17 protein-coding genes are annotated in these 18268 nt (G+C 42.2%); 10 read left to right on the forward strand and 7 right to left on the reverse strand.

All coding sequences use genetic code 11. The features are described 5' to 3' along the window. Positions 1-108: 108 nt before the first annotated feature. The 6 genes from hemJ to serB form a co-directional block, all read right to left on the reverse strand. Positions 109-543 carry a protoporphyrinogen oxidase HemJ gene (gene hemJ / locus JMX13_RS10510; RefSeq protein WP_201612450.1) on the reverse strand — a complete coding sequence of 145 codons (435 nt, stop codon included), beginning with the start codon at positions 541-543 and terminating at the stop codon, positions 109-111. A 104-nt stretch (positions 544-647) separates the two neighbouring features. Beyond that, positions 648-1817 carry a biotin synthase BioB gene (gene bioB / locus JMX13_RS10515; RefSeq protein ID WP_201612435.1) on the reverse strand — a complete coding sequence of 390 codons (1170 nt, stop codon included), beginning with the start codon at positions 1815-1817 and terminating at the stop codon, positions 648-650. A gap of 231 nt (positions 1818-2048) precedes the next feature. Continuing rightward, positions 2049-2555, reverse strand: coding sequence for a hypothetical protein (locus JMX13_RS10520; protein ID WP_201612436.1), 507 nt, complete (start codon positions 2553-2555; stop codon positions 2049-2051). A gap of 211 nt (positions 2556-2766) precedes the next feature. Beyond that, entirely contained in the window at positions 2767-3156 is a 390-nt protein-coding gene (gene aciT / locus JMX13_RS10525) for an AciT family ciprofloxacin tolerance protein (protein WP_201612437.1), read from the reverse strand. Positions 3157-3383: 227 nt separating this feature from the next. After that, positions 3384-4394, reverse strand: a complete 1011-nt coding sequence (locus JMX13_RS10530; RefSeq protein ID WP_201612438.1) for a DUF368 domain-containing protein — start codon at positions 4392-4394, stop codon at positions 3384-3386. 136 nt (positions 4395-4530) lie between these two features. Continuing rightward, on the reverse strand, positions 4531-5718 hold the full coding sequence (serB, locus tag JMX13_RS10535) for a phosphoserine phosphatase SerB (protein ID WP_201612439.1): 1188 nt from the start codon (positions 5716-5718) through the stop codon (positions 4531-4533). Positions 5719-6238: 520 nt separating this feature from the next. Here serB and JMX13_RS10540 point away from each other — a divergent pair. The 6 genes from JMX13_RS10540 to JMX13_RS10565 all read left to right on the forward strand — a co-directional run bounded on the left by JMX13_RS10540 (position 6239) and on the right by JMX13_RS10565 (position 11776). Beyond that, positions 6239-7774, forward strand: coding sequence for a hypothetical protein (locus JMX13_RS10540; RefSeq protein WP_201612440.1), 1536 nt, complete (start codon positions 6239-6241; stop codon positions 7772-7774). Between the two features lie 188 nt (positions 7775-7962). Continuing rightward, entirely contained in the window at positions 7963-8199 is a 237-nt protein-coding gene (locus tag JMX13_RS10545) for a PA3496 family putative envelope integrity protein (RefSeq protein WP_045443968.1), read from the forward strand. Between the two features lie 379 nt (positions 8200-8578). Further along, entirely contained in the window at positions 8579-9136 is a 558-nt protein-coding gene (locus tag JMX13_RS10550; protein WP_201612441.1) for a UPF0149 family protein, read from the forward strand. A 175-nt stretch (positions 9137-9311) separates the two neighbouring features. Continuing rightward, positions 9312-9806, forward strand: a complete 495-nt coding sequence (locus JMX13_RS13685) for a YbjQ family protein (RefSeq protein WP_413786319.1) — start codon at positions 9312-9314, stop codon at positions 9804-9806. Between the two features lie 48 nt (positions 9807-9854). Next, positions 9855-10367, forward strand: coding sequence for a YbjQ family protein (locus tag JMX13_RS10560; RefSeq protein WP_201612442.1), 513 nt, complete (start codon positions 9855-9857; stop codon positions 10365-10367). 485 nt (positions 10368-10852) lie between these two features. Continuing rightward, positions 10853-11776 (forward strand): bile acid:sodium symporter family protein, encoded by a 924-nt coding sequence (locus JMX13_RS10565; RefSeq protein WP_201612443.1) that lies wholly within the window; start codon positions 10853-10855, stop codon positions 11774-11776. Between the two features lie 141 nt (positions 11777-11917). Here JMX13_RS10565 and JMX13_RS10570 read toward each other — a convergent pair whose 3' ends face one another. After that, positions 11918-13000, reverse strand: coding sequence for a formate/nitrite transporter family protein (locus JMX13_RS10570; RefSeq protein WP_201612444.1), 1083 nt, complete (start codon positions 12998-13000; stop codon positions 11918-11920). 319 nt (positions 13001-13319) lie between these two features. Here JMX13_RS10570 and JMX13_RS10575 point away from each other — a divergent pair, with 319 nt between their 5' ends. The 4 genes from JMX13_RS10575 (at position 13320) to JMX13_RS10590 (ending at position 18197) form a co-directional block, all read left to right on the forward strand. Then, positions 13320-16283 carry a valine--tRNA ligase gene (locus JMX13_RS10575; RefSeq protein WP_201612445.1) on the forward strand — a complete coding sequence of 988 codons (2964 nt, stop codon included), beginning with the start codon at positions 13320-13322 and terminating at the stop codon, positions 16281-16283. A gap of 305 nt (positions 16284-16588) precedes the next feature. Then, positions 16589-17110 carry an AAA family ATPase gene (locus tag JMX13_RS10580; protein WP_201612446.1) on the forward strand — a complete coding sequence of 174 codons (522 nt, stop codon included), beginning with the start codon at positions 16589-16591 and terminating at the stop codon, positions 17108-17110. Positions 17111-17299: 189 nt separating this feature from the next. Beyond that, positions 17300-18055 carry an AAA family ATPase gene (locus tag JMX13_RS10585; protein WP_201612447.1) on the forward strand — a complete coding sequence of 252 codons (756 nt, stop codon included), beginning with the start codon at positions 17300-17302 and terminating at the stop codon, positions 18053-18055. A gap of 1 nt (position 18056) precedes the next feature. Further along, positions 18057-18197: a hypothetical protein gene (locus JMX13_RS10590; RefSeq protein ID WP_201612448.1), complete on the forward strand. Its 141-nt coding sequence runs from the start codon at positions 18057-18059 to the stop codon at positions 18195-18197. Positions 18198-18268: the final 71 nt, after the last annotated feature.

An 18268-nucleotide genomic window follows, 5' to 3' on the forward strand; every position in this document is an offset into this window, starting at 1 on the left:
TTGAGACCTAAAAAATCGTCCATCACTTATTACAGTAATGGACGCTTTTTTGTAGATGTTTAAAATAAAAATACTTCTAAGGTAAATAAGCTTTACTGTTAGGTGTTTTTAAAAGGGTTTTACCACCACCAAAATCACAATAAAGATTAACGCAAATACGGGTACTTCGTTAAACCAACGCCAAAATTTATGTGATTTATAATGCGGGTTATCAATGAGCTTTTTACGATAAAATCCGCAGGCGCCATGATAGCCAGAAAGTAGCACCACCAATAATAGCTTGACGTGTAGCCAGCCCTGAGTTTTATAAACATCCCAGCCCATTCCCAACATCCATAAACCAAAGAACCAAGTGGCTATCATCGACGGCGTCATGATGCCGCGATAGAGCTTGCGCTCCATAATGGCAAAACGCTCGTGGCTGATGCTATCGTCACTCATCGCATGATAAACGAACAGGCGCGGCAAATAAAATATCGCCGCAAACCAGCACACCATAGAGATAATGTGTGCCGCCTTAATCCAATTAAAATAATCTGCCATCATACTCTCTCTTACGTTTTAATATTTTATGCGCAATTTCGTGATCAATAATGTCGGCAAGCTTAGCGCAGATGACGCGATAATGGTAGCGGCATACTTGGCATTTACTCTACTAAGACAACTTGCGATTGATGACCGCTCATGGCGTCGAGAACCGGTACATGCTTTGGTGCTCGTGGCGCGGCGAATTGCTTGGTTAAACCAAGCTCGCGCATCAGTCTATCGTCACCTGATTGACTGGCATTGCCTGTGGTCAGAAGCATATCACCATAAAAGAATGAATTGGCCCCTGCCATAAATGCCAATGCTTGCTCAGAGTCAGATAAGCTTTCGCGCCCAGCAGATAGACGGACATAGCTACTTGGGCAGCAAATGCGTGTGACAGCAATCGTCCGTATCCATTCAAGGACGGGCAGCTGACCTTCTGCTAAAACCTTGTCGCCAATCGGCGTACCTTGAATAGGCACCAATAAATTGACCGGAATCGACTCGGGCGCTTTGGGCATTTTGAGCAGCTCATGTACCCAGTCAATGCGATCATCACGGCTTTCGCCCATGCCAACGATATTACCGCTGCAAACGTTAATACCTGAGTTGCGTACGTTTGCAATGGTATCTAGACGCTCATCATAGCTGCGGGTGCTGACGACTTGCTCGTAGTAGCTTCTTGAGGTATCCAGATTATGATTGTAATAGTCTAAACCTGCATCCGCCAACTGTGCAGCCTGATCTGTATCTAGCATCCCAAGGGTCATACAGGTTTCAAGCCCCAAGGCTTTCACCTCTTTGACTAACTCGACCACATAAGGCATGTCTTTGGCGCTCGGGTGCTTCCACGCTGCACCCATACAAAAACGCGATGAGCCTGTGGCTTTGGCGCGTTTGGCAGCGGCAATGACCTTATCGACCTCAATACGTTTTTCTGCCTGTAGCTTAGTGGTATCGCGGTGATGACCAGACTGGGAGCAATAACCGCAATCTTCAGGGCAGTTACCGGTCTTAATAGACAGCAAAGTACTAATTTGTACTTCATTGGCAATGAAGTTCTGACGATGTATGGTTTGAGCTTGTAATAACAAATCCATCAACGGCAAGTCGAACAACTGAGCAATCTGTTCACGGCTGTGCTTATCAGGTGTTTGCTGCTTAATTTTGGTTTTAGTTGCGTCTGTTGCTAATGTCGCTAAAGAATCATGGGACGCGTTTTTATTATTAATTGTCATATCAGTATGATTATTGGCATTCGGTTCTGAGATATTAAGCAATCCTGCCATGAGATAAATCCTTTTATAACGGTATTTAGAAGTGTTAGATAATTTAATAGCTATTATTTAAATTAAGAACAATTAAGTAACTTTGGGTTTTTACCTTTTATGAAGTTAAGACGATAAAATCTAGGCAATAAAAAAGGTTGCCGTATAGTATACCGCAACCTTTTTAGAAAATCAGAATAGTGCTAAGTGGCTTGTTAGAGGTTAAGTCAGCGACTTAACTAGGTGACTCAATTATTTACCCAACTTGTGCTTAGCAACACCGACCCAATGGTTGGCAAATTTTTGTGCTTTATAAGCATAAGGCTTGGCTTGCTTGATGTAAGGTTTGCATTGTTCTGGAACGGCTGGCACGATATGTTTGGCAAGCTTATTGAACCACATCATTAGGCTATAGTCGCCCTCGATGCTCAAGTTACCTTCTTGCACAGCGGTCATAAACGCAGGAAGACTGCCTTTGGTCAATAGTTTAACGCCTGTCATTGAGTCTTTAAAATTAATCGTCAAATCCGCTTCTTTGGCATGACCACTATGTTGGCTGAATGTACCATTATCAAAACTATAATAGCGCGCGATATCAGCTTCAGTGCTGGCAAGCTCGATGGTGACTTTACGGTCAGCAAACAGCGCTTTAACGTCTCCATCTTCGCTATCAGCCAACATTGATAAACGATAACCAATCATTGCCAATAAAACATCTAATGGATCAGACTTAATATCTAATACAGGAACAGTAAACATAATGGAACTCCTAAAGAACCTAAAGAATGAGAAATAAGACGCAAAATAATGCGTACTTTATAACAATTGTGGCGACAAATATATAATTAGATTATAAACGATTGAACGAATGATAGGTTCCAATTCTTTAGGAGTTACGTAGAGCGTCTTAAGTATCTTGTAACATTCAATGACAGCAGTATGAATGGGGCAAACTTAATAAATTATTGAGTTACTGAAAGCGCGGCTGATAGTCATCATCATAGACAGGCGTATGTTCAATATAGCGCGCCGCTTGTAGCTCACGTTGCTCATGTACGGTGCGACTGACGTCTTCGTAACGCAATGCTCTATAGAGTACCCAAGCAATCAAAGGCAACCAGCTGATACCCATAGCGACCACATAATTGTGCCATTCTGACAACACCAACCAATAGGTTAATAAACTGTGAATGGCTTCAACCGCCAACCAATATGCCATACCGCCAAACAGATACCATAGCAACCAACGCTGCGACGATAAGGCAAGCGCCAGTAACAAACCCATTAGCAGACCAGTACCCAATATGGCACCAGCGCTCCATGTCATACTCGCAAAAATAGAAAATATGGTTAATAACATTGTTCATCTCGCTCTTTATCAGGTGAATTCCAACACCGTCATTATGGAAGTTTGCGACCTAAAGCTAAAGAGGCTAGTGACGACTTTGCGACAACAGCTGACGTTTGATTTTTTCAAACCATATTAAGAAAACACTGTGCAAATTCTGCCATTATGACCAACAAAAAAAGCGCCACAATCATGGGCACTTTTTGGACTTAATATATCTTTTTAACGTAGATTTAGCTTTAAGGACGAACGCCGCGGCGTCCCCACCACGATAAAGCAGTTACCAACACTGCTCCTAACAGCATCAAACCTAAAGTAGTCAGCCAATGAGCGCCAGTAGGATATTGCCACGGCATGACATTGTTGATGGCATCGCTACTTAGTGTACCTAGCGCATCAGTTTTCCATGGCCATACTTTCACAAGCGAACCGGCGATAAAGCCTGTCAGCAAGGCAAGAGTTGCTTGATAATAGCGTGATAGCAACCACTTGAGCATGCGGGTAAATAATAATAACCCCGTTGCCATACCCGCAATGACTGTGAATATAATGCTAAAGTTTAGCGTATGCACCGCTTCGAGTACCGAATCATAAGCGCCCATTAATAATAGAATAAATGACCCCGAAATACCGGGTAATATCATCGCACAAATGGCAATTGCGCCAGCAAGGAATAAATAGGGTAGGCTCGGTGCGGTAGTCAATAACGGCAAGCTACTAATCACAATGGCGCTACTAGCGCCCAGCAAAAATAATGCGACCCGTCCTATATTCCAGCGTGTAATCTCAGTTAATAAGATAAAGACAGTGGCTACCACTAAACCAAAAAAGAATGACCAAATCAGTAAAGGCTGATTGTCCAACAAATGCTTAAGAAGTCCGGCTAAAGTAGCAAAACTGGTGGCGATACCGAGTAATAAGCACACTAAAAAAGTAGCATCGACCTGTCGCCAGACCGCTATTAAGCCTTTAAGCCCGCCTTCTTGACGAAATATCTGCCAAAGATTGGGACCTACGCTACTTAAGGCATTAATCAAGCGCTCGTAAATCCCCGCAATCAAGGCAATGGTGCCGCCAGAAACACCGGGCACTATGTCCGCCGCACCCATCGCAATACCTTTGACATAAACACCCAATAGCTGTTTTGGATTATCGTGATAAATAGGTGTGCTTTCTTTAATCAAATGCTCATTATCTAGATGATGGGAAGATGACGGCGCATCTGGCCGTGGGGATTGTGATGCCGTCATGGACATTCCTTTCTTATTTAACAAGTTAAAGGTGAGATAAATAGGGTAAAAGAGATATAGGTATAAATATGCTTCAACCATGAGCTAGGCTAAAGATAAACCCTTAACCTAGCTCATGGTTTAGCATGTTTAATCATTATTTAGGTCGGGAAAAGGCTGGATAGCCAAGCGCATAAAGGACGCCTTCAAGCCCCGTGACATTGACCGCAGCATCTGCACGCGCTTGGACGATGGGCTTAGCATTAAACGCTACGCCCAAATCAGCCAAAGTCATCATCGGCAAATCATTGGCCCCATCACCGACGCAGACTACCTGTGACATATCAATGCCCATGCGCTCAGCGGTATGCTCAGCAATCGCCGCTTTTTTAGCACCATTAATAATAGGCAGTTGCACATGACCGGTGACTTCGCCTTCGTCGATATCTAGCGCATTGGCATGCACTTCATCGATGCCTAACTGCTCAGCGATATAGCGGGCAAAATAGGTAAAGCCGCCTGAGACTAGAACTGTATGATACCCCAAGGCTTTAAGAGCACTGATCGTGGTGCGCGCGCCTGTTGACAAGGTCAAACGCGTGCAAATATCATCCAGCACGCTCGTTGGAATGCCTTTTAATAATGCCACACGCTGAGCAAAAGATTCATCAAAATCCACTTCACCGCGCATTGCTGCTTCGGTAATGGCTTCTACTTGCTCGCCAATCCCAGCGGTTTTTGCCAGCTCAACGATGACTTCCTGCTCAATCAAAGTAGAGTCCATATCAAAGCAAGCCAGCTTATGAGTGCGTAACATATGACCGACCGATAAGATGTGACAATCGACAACGTCTAAGTGGTCGCCACTGCTTGCGCTTTGCGAGTTTTTATAGTCTTCCGCTAAGTCATGACGCAAACGCGTGGTCAATTGGTCATCAATAATGTGCGCTGCAGCCGTCTTCTTAGCAGGATGCATCAGAGTATCTGTGACCGGCACCAGTAAATAGCGGAAAACTTGCACATCGACAAACGAGCGCTTAGCGAATGGCTGTGTGGTGTCTATATCAGCAATCTCAACATTAACAAAATTGGCATCAGCATCTTCTGCCACGGTGACCAAATGCCAGTTAGGCTGCTCATCTACCCATGATTGCACATATTGATGAATGTCGAGCGAGGATACATGCGTAGGCAATACCACAATCAACGCAAATACGGGCAAGGATTGCAGCGCATCAAAATCTTGCAGATTAGTGCCCTCAGGCAATAATGATGCTACAGAATCAACGGCTTGTTGCCAGGCTTTGCTGTCTTTTGGTAACGAGTAAGATGTATTTTTTTGCATCGCTCAATTGTCCCTTGTATGCTGATATAAGATTAGGAATAATAACAGTTTTACTCGGCAGCGCCTATAGATGAGGTACAAAGTCTCACAGTCAGATAAAAATGCTTATCATCACCAAAAAGCGCCTTGGAATAAAAGAAAATTCTTACAATAAATTTATGATATTAGCTGACGCCATAACCCTTACTATGGTGATATAGTAGGAGAAATGAGCGGGAGGTTTTTTGATTTACGCCTGAGCCAAACATACTTGCACAACAAATCTCCTGTACGATGGCAAGGTCTCATGGATTGAGTTTTATTGAATAATTATTTGATGCTTATGAAATAGCGCTTTATTGAATAACTTCTTATGAAATAGCTTTTTATGACGTGTCCGTCGCTTAGAGGCGGCGTGGTTATACAGAGCCAAAGTAGATTGAGCAAAAGTATATTAAACAAAGATAGCTGCATATTCTTCCAGAAAATGAGCCATAGCCTCGTTTTTTAATTCCATTTATCCAAAAAAGTTTAACATATCATGATGTATTTAGCGCCGCGGCAAGGGTTGTTTGCCATTATTCTTCTGGTTAGTTTTTGTTTGCAGACCCTATTATTGGTCATCAGTATCGATCAGCAGCTGACCAACAGCCGTGCCCAAAAGGGCGAGCAAATGGTCGCCCAGCTCATCGATGAAGCACGCTTATCTTTAGAAAATAAAGACCGCGTCAGTCTAAGCGTCATTGCCAATCGCTATACCAGTGAGCAGGACGTGACCCGCATACTGATTAAAGACAATAATGGCGATATATTGGTACCGGTTGGTAATGCGCCGATGCAGCAAGGTGATACCATTAGTCAAATCGCGACCAAAGGCGATGCGGTCATCGGTAGTGTGGCCTTGACGCTAAAAGACATTAGCAAGGGTGAGATTATCGCCATGCAATGGCCGTTTGTTATTGGCTCGATGTTGCTACATTTATTGCTATGGCTGATCTATGGCTATATTGCGCGTCCATCCAGAGAGCAAATCAATGCGCTGAGCCGTGATATTCAAGATTTGCATCGCGAGCAGTATAGACAACTCGATCAACGTGAATTTGAGCGTGGTTATGAACGAAATTTTGAGCGTGACAGTGAATCAGAGTATAACTCTGACCCTAGCCTTAAATCTGACTCAACTGGTTTTGATAGCGTAGTTAAAGAAACAGCTCATGATACCAGTGGTAAAAAAACAAATACTCGAAAATTAGACATCCATAGTGCCGTAAATCAGTATGTTAGAGGGCAACAGGGTCAGGATGCAGCACTGAACAATGATGACAATGAAGCTGAAGACCATAACAATAACCATCCGCTAGATAGTGTCGTCAGTAATGAAACGGACAGTATACAAGACGAAGTGACGGCTACTAATAGTAGCAGCCACAAAGCGAGTACTGCTGCCAGACTGTCTGCGACCCGCCCGTTCGACAGTGTCAGCGTCCAGATTGTCTTTCATGATGAGTTCAATATGCTTGAGCGCTTAGCACCGTCGCAGCGTCTGCCTTATTTGGCATTATGTACCCAGCTATTGAATCAAGCAGTGACCGAATTACTTAAACAGCCATTGTTGCTTGGGGTCAGCGCGCTCAATGAGCCCCACTTTGATGAAAGCGGTACTTATGTGATGCTAAAAGCAGATAATAGCCACGCCAAAGTCGCATTGGCAGGCGTGATGCTCGGCAAACTGTATCTGATGCTGAATAAAATCATTCATGATAAGCATATCGAGCTATCACGATTTGCCCTACCAGCAAAAGCTGGGGTAAGTGACAATGCCCAAGTCGAAGCGATGAGTCATCTATTGGATAGCGTAGGTAAAAAAGAGCAAATGCTTATTTTGTTACCTAATGCCGGTCTTAAACAAATCAGTCATCATGTACAAGTACAAAGCATTATGCGTCCAACAACCGTTTATGAGCGCGAATGTGCAATATTCGATGGCGGTAATGACGCCATGATACAACGCCTAGCAGATGTGCGTAATGCGGTCCTAATGATTGAAGAGGCGGAAGAGACTGAAGAGCAGGAGTAAACCGCAGCGTTAGATACAGATGAGCCTCTACAATTGCCTGCGCAATAATCGTCAGTACACGCTTTAATTTTGCGCATAACGAGGTCATAGAAATAAAAAGGATTGACAACGCTCAATAGAGACTTTATAAGGCATATATATATTCATGTATTTTTAATACTTTTGCCGAAAAATAATAGGAGTTTGTCATGAGTGACGCTGATATTGATGACGATTTTGATGATGACTTTGTTGATGATGACGATGCAAAGATGGTGGAAGAGGCTGAGACCAGTGTGCGTACACGCTTAAGTAGCCTTGAAAAACGCCGCTTGATCGATAATTTGCTAGAAGAGAAACGTTTGGCTAAAGAGCTAAAAGACGATCTTGATGACATCGATAATTTTGATGAAGATGGTGATGACTGGGATGATGACGATCTCTAAGTCGTCATTACCCTCATCAGTTTGCAGTTTAATGACAAAGCAAAACCGCTTGCTCACTGATTTTTAGCCGAAAGTTGTTAAGTAATCAGCCTGATAAGCAAGCATGACATCCTGATGTCGCATGCATTGTGCTAAGCTGGTTGTCAGGTATTTTTAATACTGTTCTCAATGCTATTGGGTTATTAAAAATTATGCTGTAATCAGCTCTCATCAATAGACATATTTTATAACAGCGTTTTATAAAAGTGTTTGGGGCTGGTTTTATGAGTTCAAACAGTTTTTATCTTTTTTAATTTAATCCTTAGATTTCTCGCCCTTTTATATTTCATAACCTATTTATTGCGCCTGACGTAATCTATCCTCCAAGGACCACCACACTATGAATAACCCACTCAGTTTCGATGAATTATTAGACTATTTGGACAATGAAGAAAGCGCGTTTGTGCTTGATAGTGTCGCTACCCATGGTTTTTTGACCGCGACTGTCATTGGACGTCCATTGCCAAATTGGATAGAGGCGCTGTTTGAAGGTCATGTCAGTGAAATCCCTGAAAACGTGATTGACGGTATCCAGCGCTGGCGCGAATCGATTATGGCTGAGCTGAAAAACGAGACGCCAATTGAGCTACCATTTGGTGAAGACGCAGGTAATGAAGAAGTGGCGGTTGATTTTTCAGACGACTCTGATATCGTTGCTTGGTCGATTGGCTTTGTCGATGCGATGTATGGTGATGAAGCCAGTGATTGGTTTGAAGATGAAGAAACCGCAGAAGATGTAGCGGTCTTAACCTTGCCGATGATTGTGCTAAGTGGCATCGATGATGAGGATCCAGAGCTGGCGCAAATGCGTGCCGACGAAGATAAAATGGTACAAATGGCTAATAGTATTGAAGGTAATTTAACGGAGCTGTTTTTATTGTTCCATACCAATGACTAGAATTGTTTATAAACAGATAATAAATAGGTAGATAGATGGCGTTTTTGGGTACATTAATCCAATAAACGCGGTCTATTAATAAATGCTGTCTATAAGCATCTTTTATTAATATTCGCTGAACCCCTAAATATTCATTGAACCCTCTATAAGTTACCGATAAGGCTGTACCATGACTGTGCAACTCTCCAATCTTGAGCACTTGCCCAACTATCATATTACCGAGCGTTTAGACGTCGTATACGGGAGTACCGTGCGCTCAAAGCATGTTGGTAAAGACTTGTTTGCTGGTCTCAAAAACATCGTCGGCGGCGAGCTAACCGCTTATACCGAGCTGTTAGACGAATCACGTCAAGAAGCGATCGATCGGATGGTTATTAAGGCAGAAGCCTTAGGCGCTGATGCAGTCGTGGGCTTGCGGTTTTCGACTTCTAGCATTGCGCAAGGTGCCGCTGAGCTGTTTGTTTATGGGACAGCGGTGAAAGCCGTACCGATGCCGCAGCAGTCCACTTCTCATCAATCGCAGCAACCACCAAACAATCACTCGGGTCATGATGATTTTAATAATCATAATTACGATCAGAGTCACAATAATAATCAAGGTCACAGTCAAGCAGCGCCTCAAGCACCAAAGGCTGATGACGATTTACCACGTTTCAACCCTTTTGGTTAATGAACTATAAAAAGCGCGGCGACGCTTTTTGCTGCTACGAGACGTCTGATGAATAACTCCCTGACCCAAATGCTAATGAACTACGCGCCGCTTATCGTACTGTTTGTGCTCGGGTGGTTTTTTGGCTCACGGCATGAGCGTCAGCACTTGGTACGCTTAAAAATTGCAGAAAAAGAGCTCAGCCATATTATCGTATCGACGGAGCGCTTTTATGTGCCGAAGCTTGCCGCCAACACTGAGGGTGAGCTGGTCATGGGCAGCGTGGTGATTGCACAAGATTATTTTAAAATGGTCATTGCTCGCGTTTTAAGTATCTTTGGTAAAAACCTGACCACTTATGAAACCTTGCTCGATCGCGCCCGCCGTGAAGCTGCGGTGCGTATGCGCAGCCAAGCGCAGGCGAAAGGCTATAATTATATCTACGGTTTACGCTTTGAGGTCAGTAATATCAATCAATTGGGCAGCATGGTTGAAGCCATTGCCTATGGTACCGCCGTACTTAGTACTGAAAATCCTACTAAAGCTCCAATCAGAGTCAATACCAATAATTTTAAAAAATAAATATTTATACTGTAATAGCTATTTAATGATCTTTACTTAACGAATAAGTTATTCAGTATCTAAATTATCACAACCCAAATTATCTAAAAGATCGTGGCTAACACTCTCATTTAATCTCGCTAAACTCCCCTTTATTCTTACAAAATCCCCATATTTCGACTTTGACTGATGAGTCGTTGAATAAAGCAAATGTATAGCACTTCTGCGCTATATACTCGCTTTATCGATTATAACTTGTCACTTGTTAATTATTGTCGATAATTAGCAGTAGCATGATGTGAAATATGCTATAACAAATTGTTGAAAGCGGCCCTTATTTAAAATGAGCCTTGTTTAAAACGAGCGATGAACGTCATTTATAAGTGTTATTAACGATAAATAGCCATTAATAAGTATGAAAAAGCATTAGCAAGGATCGCTAATCAAACCGCATTTAATCACTATAAACTGACCTAGCGATAGGTCTTATCTACAGGGATGTAGTTATGGAAAGTTTGGCGCTAGTCACTTTAGTAAATTCAGTTGTTATTCCTATTTGCTTGTTTTTAATCATGATGGGTATGGGTCTGACCCTTGTTACCAATGACTTTAAACGAGTGTTGAAGTACCCCAAAGCCGTCGGTATAGGCTTGACCAATCAGTTGATACTGTTGCCAATCATTGGCTTTGCCTTAGCCAATATCATGCCATTACGCCCAGAGTATGCTGTCGGAGTTATGCTGCTGGTATTGTGTCCGGGCGGCACCACCTCAAACTTGTTTACCTATTTGGCCAAAGGCGATGTGGCACTGTCGGTAACAATGACGGCGATTGCCAGCGTTATTACTGTATTTACCATTCCTATTGTGCTGAGCTTTTCATTGATTTATTTTATGGGCAGCGGTAGCGAGTTTGAATTGCCAGTATTAAAAACCGTGCTTACCTTGGTATTGCTGACGATTGTGCCTATTAGTATCGGGATGTTGATTAAAAGTTATGCGCCAAAAGTCGCCGATCGCTCACAACTATATGTGTCTAGATTTGGGGTAATTTTTTTAACGTTTTTAGTGCTGTTTTTGGGTTATGTGCAACGCGATATCATTGTCGATGCCTTTATCGCGACCGGCCCTGTATCAGTATTATTAAACGTCTCAACCATGGCGCTCGGTTATTATAGTAGCAAATGGTTCGGCCTTAACTTAGCGCAAAGAACTTCGGTGACGCTAGAGGTCGGTTTACAAAACAGTACTTTATCGATATTTATGGCATTAACGCTATTATCTAACTACGATATGTCGATGATGCCCGCCATTTATACCTTGGTAATGTTCCTAACGGCAGGCATTTTGGTGCGTATATTTAGCGCTCGGCACAATAAATTGAGAAAGTCTGAGATAGAAAGTAGTGTGTTGGCAGCACGTATGCTGTAGGCAGGAATGATTGAATATAGACGTATCCACATTATATTGAACAGACTATCGTTATTGCTTAATCATGAAACCCCATAACAGGTTTGAACCTTGTTAGGGGTAATAGGCAACTTATCTATTTATAGTATTAACCAATACCAATCAAGGTCGGCGGGTTTTTTTGCTTGTCTCTAACTTGTCTTTAGCGGTTTGTTCTTTCACTTTTTCGATTTGAAATAAGAAAGTACGGTTTTTAAGTACCGCCACAAACACCACGCCGCCGACGGTATTGCCCAGCAATATCACCGTCAAAAATAGCAAGTAGCGCCCCAAACTGACGGTATTGCCATAAATCAAGGCTGAGAATATTTCGATATTGCCCACGATACTGTGATGCAATCCTAAAAACCCAATACTGCCAGTAATAAGCGTCACCAAGACAATGCGGCTAAGGGTATCGCGCGCTGAAGTCACGAGCCACGCGGTGACGCCCATCATCCAGCCTGCCAAGATGGCACTGCCAAATATTACCCACCATCTAAACCCTAAAACATGCTCGGCATACGCGTCAATGTCGCTGACACTAAACAGCTGCATATTTAAACCCAAACCTATCATCAATGCCGCAAATAAGCAGCCGCCAACGACGTTACCTGCGATGACAATGCCCCAAAGGCGTAGCAGCTTGTGTAAGGGTTCGATTTTATTGAGCACAGGTAGGCTTAACAGCGAGGTTTGTTCGGTAAATAACAGCGACTGACCGATGACCACGATGATAAAGCCAATCGGGTAAAGTAGGGAGGCGAGTACGATAGCGTAATGGCTGGGTAATACGCCACTCAATAGTGCAAAAGCCGATAAAATCATAAAGAAGCTGATACCAATCTCAAGTCCAGCGGTAAAAGCGCTGGTAAATAGCGAGCCAAGCGAACGCTCAAAGGTTTCTCTGGCATCCATAACTTGCTCAACCAAGATACTGGCATAGCTTTTTGCTTGACTTAAATTGTCATCGTTAGCGACTTTTTTGATGGTTTCTTTGTCTGCCTCGCTAATATCCTCAGAGAAATCTTCGTCCTTTAAGCTTTCTCTAACATCATTGTCTTCTGCCATATCAGCATCGTTAACGTCTTTATCTCCAGCACTAGATTGTTGATGAGCACTATCATCAGTCGAGTGCTTATCGTCTATTTTATCAGCTTCAGAGTGGCTGCTATTGTTATAGGTGTGCTCGGTATCTTGGGACACGGTCAGCTCGCTATTTATCAGATTATTATTTTAGGATAAAGACGCCATTTATTATGCTATACGATAACTATATAAGTTCTCGCATCACCCATATTTTATAACACGACTAGGATTCCTTTTGTGGGAAGTTCAGCTGATTGCGGTTATTTATTGATATTTAAGGTTATTAACAGGGCAATGACACGTTACAAGCCTGATAAATTACCTTAGCATCTAACAAAATATGGCTATCTGCGTTAAAATCACTCTATTAATTATTTTCCTTATTCTCAACGTATTTGTTTGACCACATTCATTTTTAATAAAAGACCATTCTATTATGAGTACTCCTAATATCAATACTACGACAAACACTAAAACCAACCTAACCGAATCTATTCAAGCCGCCTTAAGCCAATTAGAAAACGCCTACAACCCTGCCGAGGTCGAAGCGGGCATGTATCAAGGCTGGGAAGATAGCGGCTACTTTAAGCCAAGCTTTGATAAAGACGAGTCGTTTTCTATCGCGCTGCCACCACCGAACGTCACTGGTTCGCTGCATATGGGCCATGGCTTTAACAATGCCATCATGGATGCGCTAACGCGTTATCACCGCATGGATGGTGACAATACGCTTTGGCAACCGGGTACGGATCATGCGGGTATTGCGACCCAAATGGTGGTTGAGCGTCGTCTAGAAGCACAAGGTATCAAGCGCCGTGATATGACGCGTGAAGACTTTATCGATAAAGTGTGGGAGTGGAAAGAAGAGTCGGGTGACAATATCACCCGTCAGATTCGCCGTTTGGGCAGCTCGGTCGATTGGTCGCGTGAGCGCTTTACCATGGACGATGGTTTATCCAATGCGGTAAAAGAAGTGTTTGTGCGTTTGTTTGATGATGGCTTAATTTATCGTGGTAAGCGTTTGGTGAATTGGGATCCTAAATTCCAAACCGCGCTATCGGATTTAGAAGTAGAAAACGTCGACGAAAAAGGCAGTTTGTGGCATTTCCGCTATCATTTCACTGATAAAGACTTAATTACTCAAGATGGTAAAAACTACTTAGTTGTAGCGACCACGCGCCCTGAAACTTTACTGGGTGATACCGCTGTTGCGGTCAATCCAAAGGACGAACGTTACGCGCATTTGATTGGCAAAACCATTACTTTGCCGATTACTGGTCGCATTGTGCCTATCGTTGCCGATGATTATGTTGATATCGATTTTGGTACCGGCTGTGTAAAAATTACCCCAGCGCATGATTTTAACGATTATGAACTCGGTCGTCGTCATAACTTGCCGTTGATTAATATCCTTGATGAGCGCGCTAACATTTTGCCAGCAATGGAGGTTTACGCTGACTTGCAAGTCCGTGAGCCAACGTTAGAAACCACACCAAGTGAATACGCTGGACTTGAACGTTTTGCGGCGCGTAAATTCCTTGTTGAGCAAGCAAGCGAGCAAGGCTGGCTAGAAGACATCGAAGACTACGCCCTTAAAGCCCCGCGCGCTGAGCGTGGCGGTACGATTGTTGAGCCATGGTTGACCGATCAATGGTACGTCGCTGTCAATAAGCTGGCTGGCCCTGCGATTGACGCGGTCGAAGATGGCAGCATCGAGTTCGTCCCTGCGCAGTACAAAAACATGTATATGGCGTGGATGAATAATCTACAAGACTGGTGTATCAGCCGTCAGTTGTGGTGGGGACATCGTATCCCAGCGTGGTATGACGATGCGACTGGCGAGATTTATGTGGCGCGTGATGAAGCGGAAGTCCGCACTAAATACAATCTAAGCGACGACGTAAAATTACGCCAAGATGATGACGTGCTTGATACGTGGTTTAGCTCGGGACTTTGGACGTTTAGTACGCTTGATTGGGCAGACGTCAATGCTGATCCACGCGTCCTTAAAACCTTTCACCCGACCAGCGTCTTGGTCACCGGCTTTGATATTATCTTCTTTTGGGTAGCTCGCATGATCATGATGACCATGCACTTCGTCAAAAACGAAGATGGTACGCCGCAAGTACCGTTTAAGACCGTCTATGTTCATGGTCTAGTGCGTGATGGCAATGGTCAGAAGATGTCCAAATCGAAAGGTAATGTCTTAGACCCAATCGATTTGATCGATGGTATTGATCTCGAAGCGCTGGTAGAAAAACGCACCAGTAATATGATGAATCCAAAAGACGCGGCGAAAATTGAAAAGCAAACGCGTAAAGAGTTCCCTGAAGGCATTCCAGCCTTTGGCACCGATGCGCTACGTTTTACCTTTACGTCCTTGGCCAGTACCGGTCGCGATATCAACTTTGATCTAAAACGTGTCGAAGGTTATCGTAACTTCTGTAATAAAATCTGGAATGCCAGCCGCTTTGTATTGATGAATTGTGTGGATAAAGAAGGTAATGCGCAAGCGATTGACCAAGCGGCCAACATGGATGTTTGGGAATTACCAGAAAAGTGGATCATGAGCCGTCTAAACTCGACCATTAGCAATATTCATCAGCATTTTACCCAGTATCGCCTCGATATGGTCAGCCATGATATCTATGAGTTTATCTGGAATGAGTACTGTGATTGGTATGTTGAGCTTGCCAAAGCCAGCCTCAATGATGACTCGGTATCGGACGAGCGCAAAGCGCAAATCCGCTATGTATTGCTGCATGTGCTTGAGACGGCGCTACGCTTTAGCCATCCAATCATGCCTTATCTGACCGAGCAAATTTGGCAGACGGTTGCGCCGCTATTGGGTCGCAAAAATACCGACAGTATCGTCGTTGCTGACTATCCACAAACCGATACTGCCCAAATCAGTGAGCAAACTGAGGCGGATATGGCGTGGCTACAGGAGCTTATCGCCAGCGTCCGTAATATCCGCGGCGAGATGAAGCTGGGCAATGCGGTACGTCTGCCAGTGCTACTACAAAATATCTCTGCTGATGAAGATGCGCGTCTATCACGTATCAAAAACCAGTTCAAAGCGCTTGCCAAAGTCGAGAGCCTAGAGATACTGAAAGAGGGCGATGAGGTGCCACTATCATCATCAAGTATGGTCGGTCAGCTACGGGTACTCGTACCGATGAAAGGGCTGATTGATCCAACGGCTGAGCTGGCACGCTTAGGTAAGTCATATGATAAGTTGAAAGGTCAATCCGAAGGTATCGCACGTAAGCTCGGTAATGAAGGCTTTGTCAGTAAAGCACCTGTAGAAGTAGTCGATGCGGAAAAAGCGAAACTGGCTGAGCTAGAAGGGCAGTTGACGGCGATGACGGCGCAGATGGAGCAGTTGAAAGCGTTGTAAATAAAGCGTAAGTATCTATAGTAATAAAAAACGCTGTCACAATTGTGATGGCGTTTTTTATTGTCTACTGGTTAGTTCTCTAGGGTACCATTAATATTGCCATTTAACTGAATATTTGTGTGCTATTATCTATCGTACTTTGTGGTAAACATTCATTTTTAATGGTAGAGGTTTTGCGAAGATAGTTGATATTTAATTTGATAGAGAAAATTAGTGAGAAGTATAGCTTGCCGTCGATAATGGCACAAGCCTAAGGCTTGAAAGCGTTATAAAATAAAATATGAATAGATTTATAGAGGTTATCAATGGTAATAAAAGGATTTGAAGCTACAGGTGTTTTCGGTTACTTAGATTTTAAAATAGAGTTCCATAAAGATAAAAACTTTCTTGTTGGGAGGAATGGCTCAGGAAAAACAACAGCTTTAAAATTAATCAATTCTTTGATAATGCCAGATTTTAGAGAGCTTCTTAAAACACCCTTTGATGAATGCTATTTAACACTACATATTGATAGAGAAGAACTTTGTATATATTCTTATAAAAGGGAAGATACATTGTTTTTTGGAATAAATAATGTCGAAGATATATTGGAAATAAACTATAGGCCTGATATCGTTTCTGAAACGAAACGTAGGAAAGATAATAGGTTTGAAGAGTTTTTGGAAGAGATAAACTATAGATATAGCTCGCATCCTGTTATTGAATCTATTTCGAAAATATCTTCACCAGTTTTTCTAGGACTAGATAGACGTACTGATTGTGAAAAACCGAATAGTGATTATTTCTTAGAACGTGAAGCTTGGTTAAATATAGTTAGTCCAGTATAAAAACGATACAGCGGAACTGAAATTGATTTTTCGCAGCCTCTGTCTGCGCAGGCACAGCAAGCCAGAAAAATTTATTCCAGTTTCGCGTAAAAACCTCATGTATCTATTTTATTTAGAATTGACTATATTAGAAAGCATAATATTGTAAGAGAGAAAAGATTTGTAGAAGGAACTATAGGTTCTGGTCTTATGGAAATAGAGTTTCTTGTAAAAAATGCTTATAAATATATAAGAGATTTGGAGGTGGAGCAAACACAGGTTCTTAGAAATCAAATCCTTGTCTCTTCTTTTAAGTATTTAAATTTTGACGAAAATGAATTATTTAATATTAGTGTAGGTAGAAATGAGAGAAAAAAGTTACTAAAAAGAGAGAGTGAGATAAAAAGTGCTCTTATAAATATTATTGATTTTGATTCTTCAGTAAATGAGGAGGTTGATCTATTTTTTAAAAAGCTGAATAGTATGTTTGATGGCATATCTTCAGAAAATAAATATAAAATTGAGTTTTTATTGAATAAAGCTCAAATTGAAAGAATGTATAAGATAGTGGATATAATAGATGAGCATAAATCTAGAAATGATGGTTATTACAAGCCAATCAATGATTTTCTTAATACTGTTAATAATTTTTACCAAGATTCTGGTAAGCGTTTAGAAATTGATACAGTTGGTCAATTAGTGGTAAAAAGACCTGACGGTAACGAATGTACTATTGAAGGTTTATCTTCAGGTGAAAGGCAGCTACTTGTTATTTTCGCACATTCTTATTTCAATCAAAATAATATTTTTATTATAGATGAGCCTGAATTATCTTTACACTTAGGATGGCAAGAAAAGCTGGCAGATACTATCTTCCTAGCTAATACAGGGTCTCAGTTTATTTTAGCTACACATTCTCCAGAAATTATCGCTGGTAACAAGAATAAAGCTGTGGGGTGTAGATAAAATGATAGAAGTTGACATTCCAACTAGAAGCCTGGAAGCTAGAAGTGCTATAAGTGTACTGTTTCAAGAAATAAATGAAATTGATATTTATACAGAAGATACTGCTAGAGGTTATGAAAAATTATTTACAAACTTATGGTAATCCCCCCAATAAATAAGAACACTTAGAAATAGAGATTAACTGCTAAAATATACTAGCAGGAGAATCCTATG

This window comes from Psychrobacter immobilis, assembly GCF_904846285.1.
Classification (GTDB): Bacteria; Pseudomonadota; Gammaproteobacteria; order Pseudomonadales; family Moraxellaceae; genus Psychrobacter; species Psychrobacter immobilis_D.